Origin of the sequence: Brevundimonas sp. (assembly GCF_051860745.1) — a bacterium.
In the GTDB taxonomy this organism is placed as follows: domain Bacteria; phylum Pseudomonadota; class Alphaproteobacteria; order Caulobacterales; family Caulobacteraceae; genus Brevundimonas.
The window spans coordinates 17,851-28,650 of sequence record NZ_JBHYDN010000022.1; the positions used below are offsets into that span (position 1 = coordinate 17,851).

7 protein-coding genes are annotated in these 10,800 nt (G+C 66.4%); 4 read left to right on the top strand and 3 right to left on the bottom strand.

Going from position 1 to position 10,800, the window contains the following annotated elements; all coding sequences use genetic code 11:
• Window positions 1-92: 92 nt before the first annotated feature.
• The 4 genes from tyrS (at window position 93) to ACTIEW_RS15275 (ending at window position 3,883) form a co-directional block, all read left to right on the top strand.
• Entirely contained in the window at window positions 93-1,388 is a 1,296-nt protein-coding gene (gene tyrS, locus ACTIEW_RS15260) for a tyrosine--tRNA ligase (RefSeq protein WP_439478754.1), read from the top strand.
• A 148-nt stretch (window positions 1,389-1,536) separates the two neighbouring features.
• Window positions 1,537-2,004 carry a peroxiredoxin gene (locus ACTIEW_RS15265; RefSeq protein ID WP_439478755.1) on the top strand — a complete coding sequence of 156 codons (468 nt, stop codon included), beginning with the start codon at window positions 1,537-1,539 and terminating at the stop codon, window positions 2,002-2,004.
• 204 nt (window positions 2,005-2,208) lie between these two features.
• Window positions 2,209-3,360: a M23 family metallopeptidase gene (locus tag ACTIEW_RS15270; RefSeq protein ID WP_439478756.1), complete on the top strand. Its 1,152-nt coding sequence runs from the start codon at window positions 2,209-2,211 to the stop codon at window positions 3,358-3,360.
• Window positions 3,344-3,883 (top strand): bactofilin family protein, encoded by a 540-nt coding sequence (locus ACTIEW_RS15275; protein WP_439478757.1) that lies wholly within the window; start codon window positions 3,344-3,346, stop codon window positions 3,881-3,883. The genes ACTIEW_RS15270 and ACTIEW_RS15275 overlap by 17 nt, the downstream gene beginning before the upstream one ends.
• A 52-nt stretch (window positions 3,884-3,935) precedes the next feature.
• Here ACTIEW_RS15275 and prfB read toward each other — a convergent pair.
• The 3 genes from prfB to ACTIEW_RS15290 form a co-directional block, all read right to left on the bottom strand.
• Window positions 3,936-5,058 (bottom strand): peptide chain release factor 2 gene (prfB, locus tag ACTIEW_RS15280; RefSeq protein WP_439478758.1). Its coding sequence is split into 2 segments (ribosomal slippage): window positions 3,936-4,988 and window positions 4,990-5,058, totalling 1,122 coding nucleotides; the frame shifts between segments, so codons are not numbered across the junction.
• A gap of 124 nt (window positions 5,059-5,182) precedes the next feature.
• Window positions 5,183-7,573: a penicillin-binding protein 1A gene (locus ACTIEW_RS15285; protein WP_439478761.1), complete on the bottom strand. Its 2,391-nt coding sequence runs from the start codon at window positions 7,571-7,573 to the stop codon at window positions 5,183-5,185.
• A 63-nt stretch (window positions 7,574-7,636) separates the two neighbouring features.
• Window positions 7,637-8,377, bottom strand: a complete 741-nt coding sequence (locus tag ACTIEW_RS15290; RefSeq protein WP_439478759.1) for a putative quorum-sensing-regulated virulence factor — start codon at window positions 8,375-8,377, stop codon at window positions 7,637-7,639.
• Window positions 8,378-10,800 lie beyond the last annotated feature (2,423 nt).

Below are 10,800 nucleotides of genomic sequence, written 5' to 3' on the forward strand. Positions count from 1 at the left end.
CCGGCGGTTCGCGCTTCCATAGGCTCGTGCTACACGCCCCTTCCCTCCCAAGCCAAGCCTGATCCCCAAGTCCGAGCCCCAAGTCCGAACCCATGACTGAGCCCGCCTTCAAGTCCGACTTCCTGCAAATTTTGCAGGCGCGCGGCTATATCCATCAGATCACCCACCCGGCCGAGCTGGACGAGGCGGCTGCGACGGGCGTGGTCACCGGCTACATCGGCTTCGACGCCACCGCCCCCTCGCTGCATGTCGGCAGCCTGATCCAGATCATGATGCTGCGCCGCCTCCAGCAGGCCGGCGGCAAGCCCATCGTCCTGATGGGCGGCGGCACCACCAAGGTCGGCGACCCGACCGGCAAGGACGCCTCGCGGCCCCAGCTGACCGACGAGACCATCCAGTCGAACATCGCCTCCATCAGAACGGTGTTCGAGAAATTCCTGACCTTCGGCGACGGCCCGACCGACGCGGTCATGGTCGACAACGACGCCTGGCTGTCGACCTACGGCTATGTCGAATTCCTGCGCGAATACGGCACGCATTTCACCATCAACCGGATGCTGGCCTTCGACTCGGTCAAGCTGCGGCTGGAACGCGAACAGCCGATGACCTTCCTCGAGTTCAACTACATGCTGATGCAGTCGGTGGATTTCCTCGAGCTGAACCGCGCCCGCGCCTGCACCCTGCAGATGGGCGGCTCGGACCAGTGGGGCAACATCGTCTCGGGGGTCGATCTGGTCCGCCGCGTAGACCACAAGGCCGCCTTCGGCCTGACCACCCCGCTGCTGACGACGGCCTCGGGCGGCAAGATGGGCAAGACGGCCCAGGGCGCGGTCTGGCTGAACGCCGAACAGCTGAGCCCGTATGACTACTGGCAGTTCTGGCGCAACGTCGACGACGCCGACGTGGGCAAATTCCTGCGCCTGTTCACCGATACGCCGCTGGACGAGATCGCCCGGCTGGAGGCGCTGGACGGCGCGGCCATCAACGACGCCAAGAAGGCGCTCGCCGACGCGGCCACGACCATGCTGCACGGGGCGTACGCCGCCGAGAGAGCGCGCGAAACGGCGGAAAGCGCCTTTGAAAAAGGGGTCGCGACGGATGGTCTGCACACGGAGGACATGCCCTGGGGCGGCACGCTCGACGAGCAGGAGAGAAATGGCGGGCCCTTCACCGAACGTCGCGCGGAAGCGCTGCTCAAATGGTCGGGCCTGTCTCCGTCGATCGGTCAGGCGCGCAAGAAGATCGAGAACGAGGGCGTCTGGATCAACGACGAACTCGTGCGTGACCCGGCCCGGCCCTTCTCGCTGGAGGACGTCGACCCGGAATTGGGCGCGTTCAGGGTCCGGCTGGGCAAGCGTGGACAGATCGTCCTGGTTCGCCCTCACTAACCCTTCCGCTCATCCCGGCGAAAGCCGGGACCCAGCGCCTTGGGTGAGTGGTGGTTACGAGGTTCATGCTGACAACGGTCCCGAGGCGCTGGCGTCAGGCTGGACAGAACTGGGTCCCGGCGTTCGCCAGGATGAGCGGAGAGTTGGAATGACCGAGATCACCGAAGGCTCCAAAGCCCCCGCGTTCGACATGGCCACGGCCGGCGGCGGACGGGTTTCGCTGGACGGGCTGAAGGGCCGGACGGTCGTGCTGTATTTCTATCCGAAGGCCGACACGCCGGCGTGCACGACCGAGGGCCAGGACTTCTCCGCCCTGATCGGGGATTTCGACGAGTCCGGGGCCGTGGTCATCGGCGTGTCCCGCGATCCGGTGAGGAAGCTCGACCGCTTCAAGGCCAAATACGACCTCAAGGTCATCCTCGCCTCCGACGAGCCGGAGGACGTCACCGGGGCCTTCGGCGTCTGGGTCCAGAAAAAGCTTTACGGCCGCGAATATATGGGCATCGAGCGGGCCACCTTCCTGATCGACGGCGCCGGCGTCGTACGGCGTGTCTGGCGCAAGGTGTCAGTCAAGAACCACGCGGCGGAAGTCTTGGCGGCCGCGCAATCGCTCTGATCACGGAACGATCCAGACCCCGCCGGAGATGTAACAGGCGTTACATAGATTCGCGGATTCGCCTGCCAAGCGAATAATAGCCACGAATACCGGCGTTCTTCGCGTGAAGACCGCCCAAGGTGGTTAACAAGTCGTGAACAGACTTGTCCCCAAGCTATACCTTGGCGCATAACCCCTCGTCGTACGTTCTGGGGGCGTTGCGTGATGACCGAACAAGAGCCGACTGTCAGGCGGTCTCTGATCGGAAAATGGTTTCCGACCCGATATCTGTATCTGCGCGACGGCGACGCCGTCCGCGCCTGGGCCCTGACGCCCGGAAAACAGGCGCTGGGCGCCGTGGCCGCGGTGCTGCTGGGCGGCTGGACCGCCATGGCGTCGGGCAGCATGATCTTCGACATGGTGGCGCAGAGTCAGACGGACCGCACCGTCGCCCGCGCCCGCGCCGCTTCGGAGCGGATGAACGCCGACCTGCAGGCCCGGCTGGACAGCGCCGTCGTGCGCATGACCGCCACGACCGGCTCGCTCGACGAAATGGCCCAGATGGTCGAGCGCCGTCACGCGGCCCTGACCCAGGTGATGGGTATGTTCCGCGGCGTCGACGGCGCTGAACAGGCGCTGCGCCCCGCTCCGGCCCTCAATCCAGACCGGTCCTCGCCGGTCCAGCGCATGATCGCCGTGCGCATGGATCAGGAGCGGCTGATCGCCCGCGCCGAGACCGAGGCCCAGACCCGCGCCGAGCGCCTCCGCCTCGCCTTCCGCCTCGCCGGCCTCAACCCCTCCGCCTACACGCCGCACGGCTCTGCCCTCGGCGGTCCGCTGGTCGAGGCGCGCGACCCGCGGGCGCTGGCCGCCGTGCTGGATGTCGACGAAGCCTTCGCCGTCCGCATCCGCCACGCCGCCGACAACCTGTCCGACATGCGCTCGCTGGCCAACGCCGCCGAGAGCATGCCCTTCCGCCGCCCGACGCCCGCGCGCACCACCTCGGGCTTCGGCGTTCGCTTCGACCCGTTCAACGGCCGCCCGGCCCTGCATCAGGGTCAGGACTTCGCCGCTCCGCTCAACACGCCCATCTACGCCCCCGCTCCCGGAATCGTGTCTTTCGTCGGCATACGTTCAGGGTATGGCAACACCGTTGAGATAGATCATGGACGCGGTTTCAAGACGCGCTACGCTCACCTGAACGCCACGGCGGTCCTCCCCGGCCAGCGGATCAAGCTTGGTCAGCGTGTCGGCGCCATGGGAACCACAGGACGCTCCACCGGCGTACATCTGCATTACGAAGTGTGGATGAATGGCCGACCCCAAAACCCCGCCCGCTTCATGAGAGCCGGAGACCAACTTGTTCAACAAGACTAAATCCCCCGCCCCGTCGCCCCAGCCCCGCGCTGACAACGGATCATCGATCCCGCCGCTGCCTGACCTGCCCACGCCGGGCGGTTCCTCGGCGGCGCCGGCCCGCGCCGCGTCCCCGTCGGCGCCCGGCGCACGAGGTCTGTCCACCCTGTCGTCCGACCTCCAGTTCGAGGGCGGCATCACCGGCGGCGGCGATCTCCAGATCGACGGCGCGATCAAGGGCGATGTCCGCGTCGGCCGACTGATCGTCGGCGAAACCGGCGCGGTCGAGGGCAATGTCTCGGCCGACTATATCGAGGTTCGCGGCCGTATCGTCGGCGGCATCTCGGGCAAACAGGTCAAGCTGGTCGCCACCGCCTATGTCGACGGCGACATCACCGCCGAACAGATGTCGATCGACATCGGCGCCTATTTCCAGGGCCGCGTCCTGCAAGGCCGCCGCGAGGCGCCGGCCCCCACGCCCGCGCCGCGCCCGGCCGCGCCCGACCCCGCACCGCAGATTATCGACATGAAGGGCCCGTCCTGATCTTCGAGGGACGCTGAAAGACAAAAGGCCCCGGAGCGATCCGGGGCCTTTTCTATTCGACCGTCGATCCGCGCGTCTCGCCTACCCGGGCCGCCAGCGCCGCGCCCATGAACAGGTCCAGATCCCCGTCCAGCACCCCTTGGGTGTCCGAGGTTTCGACGTTGGTCCGCAGGTCCTTGACCATCTGATAGGGCTGCAGAACGTAGGACCGGATCTGGTGACCCCAGCCGATGTCGGTCTTGGCGTCGGCCACGGCCTGCGCCGCCGCCTCGCGCCGTTGCAGCTCCAGTTCGTACAGCCGCGCCCGCAGCATCTTCCACGCCTGCTCGCGGTTCTGGTGCTGCGAGCGGCCGGCCTGGCAGGCCACCACCGTATTGGTCGGAATGTGCGTCAGACGCACCGCCGAGTCCGTCTTGTTGATGTGCTGACCGCCCGAACCGGAGGCGCGGTAGGTGTCGGTGCGCACGTCGGACGGATTGATGTCGATCTCGATCGCGTCGTCCACCACCGGCGAAACCCCGATCGAGGCGAACGAGGTGTGCCGCTTGGCCGCCGCGTCATACGGGCTGATCCGCACCAGCCGGTGCACGCCCGATTCCGACTTCAGCCAGCCATAGGCGTTCGGTCCGGTGATCAGGATGGTGGCCGACTTGATCCCCGCCTGGTCGCCCGATTCCTCGGCCTCCAGCTCGACCTCATAGCCGTGCGCCCTGGCCCAGCGCGAATACATCCGCAGCAGCATCCCGGCCCAGTCGCAGGACTCCGTGCCGCCGGCGCCGGAGTTCACTTCCAGATAGGCGTCATTGCCGTCGGCCTCGCCGGACAGCAGGGCCTCCAGTTCGGCGCGGCCGGCGCGGTCCTTGATCGCCTTCAGCGAGGCGCGCGCCTCCTCCAGCGTCGCCTCGTCGCCTTCCTCATCGGCCATGTCGGCGAGCATCACGCCCTCCTCCAGACCGGTCTCCATCTCGCGGACCGTGTCGATCTGGGCGGCCAGCCGGGAACGGTCCCGCGACACGGCCTGGGCCGCCTCGGGGTCGTTCCACAGCGTCGGGTCCTCGACCCGCGCGTTCAGCTCATCAAGTTTTCGAAGCGCGACATCCCAGTCAAAGACGCCTCCTGAGCAGAGCGATGCTCTGCTCGATGTCGGCCTTCATGGCCTCGACATCCGGTCTCATCGCATTCTCCGGCGATAGCTAAGTGAGGCGCGGACATAGAGTGCGCCGGGGGAAAGGGGAAGTAGGGGCGAGAGTCGAGGGTCGAGGGAATTGCAGGGCTGTCTTCGCCCCTCGCCCCTCGTCCCTAATACAGCCCGCTCAAATCCTCGGCCGGCTCCTTCTTCGGCGGCGGCGGCGTGACCGGCGGAGCCGGGGCGGTGGACGGCGGCTGGCCCGTCGCGTCCGCCTCCTCCCGGCGGATCACCTCATTGTAGTTCTGCGGGCCGGTGGGGATTTCCTGCGCGGGGGCCTCTTCCTCGCGCCGGCGTTCGGTACCGGGCCGGAAGGCCTCCTCGATGCCGTTGACGGTGCGGAACACCGCATTCCGGGGCCGCACGAACGGCCGGGCCGGGCGCTCGCGCAGGGCGACCTGCATGAACTCCGTGAACACCGGCACCGGTCCGGTGGCGCCCGTCTCGCCCGAGCCCAGCGGCCGGTTGTCGTCAAAGCCGATGAACACCCCGACCACGATGTCGGACGAGAAGCCGACGAACCAGGCCGAACGGTATTCATTGGTCGTGCCGGTCTTGCCGCCGACCCAGCGGCCCAGGCCCCGGGCGCCGGCGCCGGTGCCGCGCTGGACCACGCCTTCCAGCATCGAACTCATCTGATAGGCGGTGATCGGGTCGATCACCTGCGTCCCGCGCCCCTCGAGCCGGGGCGATTCCTGGCCGCTGAAGGGCCGGCCGCAGTCGCGGCAACGGCGCCGGTCGGCGCGGAAGATGGTCTCGCCGTCGCGGTCCTGGACCATTTCGATCAGATAGGGATCGACCCGCCGCCCGCCGTTGACGAAGGCGGCGTAGGCGGCCGTCAGGCGATAGGGCGTGGTCTCCCCCGCCCCCAGCGACACCGACAGGTTCGGCTGCAGATTCTCCGCCACGCCCATCCGCCGGGCCAGGCTGACGACATTGGTCATGCCCACGTCCTGGGCCAGCCGCACGGTCATGACGTTGCGCGACAGCTCCAGCCCACGGCGCAGGCTCTGGGGTCCGTAGTATTCGCGGCTGTAGTTCTCCGGCGTCCAGCGTTCGCCATTGCGGCCGCCGGCGAAGCTGATCGGGGCGTCCAGCACGATCGAGGCGGGCGTATAGTCCCCCTCCAGCGCCGCCGCATAGACGAAAGGCTTGAACGCCGAGCCCGGCTGGCGATTGGCCTGGGTGGCGCGGTTGAAGCTGGACAGGGCGTAGGAATAGCCCCCGACCATCGCCAGCACCCGCCCGGACTGCGGCTCGATCGCCACCAGCGCGCCGTTGACGTTGGGCACCTGTTTCAGAAGGTACTGGCCGCCCCGCGCCTCGACGAAGATCAGGTCGCCGCGCCGCAGCTGCCGGTTGGCGTTGGCCCAGGCCGCGTCGGCGGTGATCAGCGAGCCCGAGCGGTTGTCGCGCGCGGTGCGGATGCGGACGTTGTTGCCCGCCACGGATTCGACGGCCGCCGCCTCCCAGGCCCGGCGTTCGGGCGGTCGCTGGCCCCGGACGGCGGTCTCGCGCCAGCCCTCGGCGAAGTCGGTCGTGCCCCACGGCCCGCGCCAGCCATGCCGGCGGTCATAGTTCTCCAGCCCGTGCATCAGGGCGTCGCGCGCCGCCGACTGCAGCGTCGGGTCCAGCGTGGTCCGCATATAGTAGCCGCCGCGGTTGACCTCTTCCTGACCGAAGCGGGCGATGGCCTGCCGGCGCGCCTCCTCGACGAAGAAGTCGGCGTCGGCGTACTGGGCCCGGCGCGGCGCATCCTGGGCCGACAGCGGCCGGGCGAGGGCCGTGGCCAGCTGCGCGTCATTGATAAACCCGTTCTGGTTCATCTCCCCCAGCACCCAGTTGCGACGGCCCAGCGCGGCCTCGGGGTGGCGTTTGGGGTGATAGTTGTTCGGCCCCTTGGGCAGGGCCGCCAGAAAGGCCGCCTCGTCCGGCGTCAGCTGGCTCAGCGACTTGCCGAAATAGTTGTAGGCCGCCGCGGCCACGCCATAGGAGCGATAGCCGAGGAAAATCTCGTTGAGATACAGCTCCATGATCTGCTGTTTGGTCAGGGTCGCTTCCAGCCGGTTGGCCAGGATGGCTTCCTTGACCTTGCGGTTGATGCTGCTCTCATTGGTCAGCAGGACGTTCTTGGCCACCTGCTGGGTGATGGTCGAGCCGCCCTCCAGCCGCCGCCCGGTGGCGGCGTTGAAGATGTTCTTGAACATGGCCCGGCCCAGGCCGCCCACGTCGATGCCGCCATGGTTGAAGAAATTCCGGTCCTCGGCCGCCAGAAAGGCCTGGATCACCGGCAGCGGGATCTGCTCATACGGCACATAGATGCGCCGCTCGTCCGAGAATTCGCCGATCAGCGTCCCGTCGCCGGCATAGACCCGCGTCGCCGTCGCCGGCCGGTAGTCGGCCAGCTCCGAGGCGTCGGGCAGGTCATGGAACAGCCAGGCCGCATAGACGGCCACGATCACGCCCGCCAGGGCGATCGCGCCCAGCAGGGCCACGCCCGCCATCACGAACCAGCGTTCGGCAATCTTCAACCTGAATACTCCGAAAGGCGGGCCCGAGGGTCCGGTTTAGCCCGCGTCGGGACCGACCGCCAGAGCCCCGATGACGCCCCCGGCGCGACGGTCCAGCTCCTGTCGCGCGGCGGCCACGACATCGGCGTCCATATCCCCCTGCCCCGCCATCCAGCGCAGATAGTCCTCCGGCGGTTCGGCCCACGGCCGTCCGCGATGCTTGCCGAACGGAATCCGGTCCAGCCGCCGCGGCTCATTCGTCCAGGCCAGCATCTGCTCGACCGTGGCGACCTTCAGCATGTCGATCAGCAGATGCGCCGTCACCCAGGCGTCCGGCCCCGCCCGGTGCGCCGGATCAGCCAGCGCCGGGTCCAGCCTCAGCCCCCGCCAGTACCGCAGCACCTGATTGGAATGCCCCGGCGCCTCGGGCCAGACATTCTTGGCCGACCGCACCGTGCAGATCCACGGCAGGCCGCCATGCGCCGTATCGGCGATAAATCCCCGCTCGAACCGCGCCGAATGCGCCACCATGACGTCCGCTGGCACGGGCAGGAACATCTCGCGCAGCCGGTATTCGTCACAGTGCGGATCATCGTCACAGAAATGCTCCGGCGTCAGATGATGCACCGCCATGGCGTGAAACGAGATCTCCCCCCGCGGCCGGAACAGCTTCGTCACCGGCGGCGAGGCGACCCAGCCGCCCGCCCCGTTCGGCAGGACATCGACGATCCCGACCTCGAGGATCTCGGCGGAACGATCCCCGCCGCTGGTTTCAAGATCGACGACACGCAGGCGCATGGGGCGGAGATAGGGGGTTTGGCGGGGGAGCGCGAGGCTGGGCGCCCGAACCACCATTCCGCCGAAAGCGGACCAGGCGAGGGTCTGCTAGGGGGGGAAGCGGACATGGCTTTTAGCAATGCACGGTGACTGCACAGCGCCACATGCGGGCATTGTGCACAGGTCAGAAACCGGACCTTTCGCACCCTTTATCTGAGACAGACCGCTCGTTGCGCCCAAGCCCATTCCGTGAAAAGGCACGACCAGTTCGATTGCCGCACCCTCCCCCGAAACGGCTCGCCAGCCAAATCAGATTGGCCCTACGTCAAGGCAGGCGCTGGACCAGGGTGGTGTCAGTGCGTGCCGCACGCTCCAAAGGCAATACGGATCTACCAGACAAAAGAGACCCGGCCATTGCCGCCAGGATTTCCTATTCCCTGTCCATCGTTGTTGCCTTTCGCAAGGCACGTGGGGAGCGCGAGATAGCGGAAATAGCCGCCGTGCCCTCCATCACCGCCGTCATTTATGTAACCGGGCGCGGTCCTGCCTGGGCCACCGCCAGGTCCACCGAGCCCGCCGCCGCCGCCATTACACGTAGTTACGACAGCGCCATTTCCACCAGGAAGGCCACTCCAATTATTCGGGTTCGCCTGGCTGCCAAAGCCGCCGCTCGTGCCGCCTCTGCCGGTATTGAACGGGGAAATGTCACCAGCGCTTCCTCCTATCCCACCCGGAGCCATCAAGACGCTGGGGCCGTTCTGATCGTTAGCCAGAATTTGGGAAAATCCTCCGTCACGGCTCCCGCCGAGTACGCTCCCGCCGTGACCTACTACAACGGAGTAGGTGAGCACTCCGCTCGACGGTATTATTACGTTGATACTTCTCTTGCTGTAACCGCCACCGCCACCGCCGCCGCCGCCGGCACCGCCGTGACCGCTTGCCCCCGTAGTGCTATAACCCCCAGCGCCACCGGCACCGCCCGCTCCCCACGCCTCTATCTCGACAGGGACAGATCGCCCCGGCGAGCCGTTGATGGTGCACGTTGAATGCACGCACACGGTAATCGTGTAAGTGCCTGGGCCGTTGCTAGCGGAAGCAGCAGAGCCTCCTCGAGTCCAAGCGCCGTGATTGTTAGAACCCTGGTTGGCTCTGGGCAGCCTTAACCGCGCGCTGGGTGGTGTCTGCTGGGTTGCCCCCACAGCGGGGCCGGGAGACTGACCCCAAGCCGTTCCTGGCGAGGCAAGCACCATGTATGCGGAGACAACCGCAGCGATCCTGCGCGAAACCATATTGGCCACCATCATGAGGAAAGGGAATTCAATAAAGGGAAGACTGCTGGACTTTTCCGTTGTGGTCAAGCGGCTGTAGATTTGGGCATCGTCTCGGTTTGAAATCTATGCGCGCGGTGGCCACCCGGCGTTGAACACTCATCAGACGCTCCTCTCCAGCTCCGAAAAGCTAGCATGGGTGTCCACTGATCTTCCCCCGCAAAAGTGGACGGGGTTAAGCCGCTCTGCGTTCGGCCTCGACGGGGCTTATGCAGCCCGCTGACTGAAGATCCTGAACGACCTGTAGCGCTGAGCGTCCGTCCCATATGCCGGCAGTGAGCTGGTATGCGGGCGGGGCGTTGGGTGCTCGCCCCTGTCGCCAGAAAGAGGACCTACTAGAGTCTGCTTCGGGTCGAGGCTGTGTAAAAACTCACTGCGCTAGAAAACTCGCGCACGATCTTTCGATCAAAGCGGCGACAGACAGAATAATGCCCGAAGATCGACCGTTCTCCAGCTTCATCTTAGAATGAAGTTGCTATCAGATTCGGCGCGTTGACGTTTTTACACAGCCTCGGTCGGGAGCCGACCGTCGCCTTGCGGCGGTTACCTGACGCTGCGGCCCGAGACCAACCTGCCTCCAGGCTCGACTCAACGGCCAAGCTAAGGGTGGACGCCGACCTCAGGTTTGATATCGTCGTTAGGTGAACACAACTCTTCATAAAGGGGACTTGCGGACTTTAACGGCCTTCGCTGTGCGGCGGTCTGAAAACCGGCAAGTCGTCGGGATTTTTGTGGCCGTCGGACCGAACCAGCTGGCGGACCTCGTGCTCCAGTGCGTCGATCCAACGACCACTGAATACTCGGTACTGGGACCCGGTGGGGTTTATGCCGGCCTTCCAACCACCGCTCAGTGGCCATCCCGGGAGGTGCGAGATGCGGAGGATGGGTTCGCAGGTTTCGAGCCCGAGGATGAGGATCCTCTCAAAGCTGCCGTGTTGGACGAGTATTGGTGGGGGGCCATCGATCGAGGGGACTGGCATCCTCTTGATTGGGATGCAGTCCTCCCGGGTCGTGTGGTGGAGTGTGGGCCAGGGGTTAGCGGATCTGCCTGACCGATGTCCGCAACTGATGCTGTGGACGGCTCTCCACCCCTGCGGGAGCATAGGCTCCTGCTGA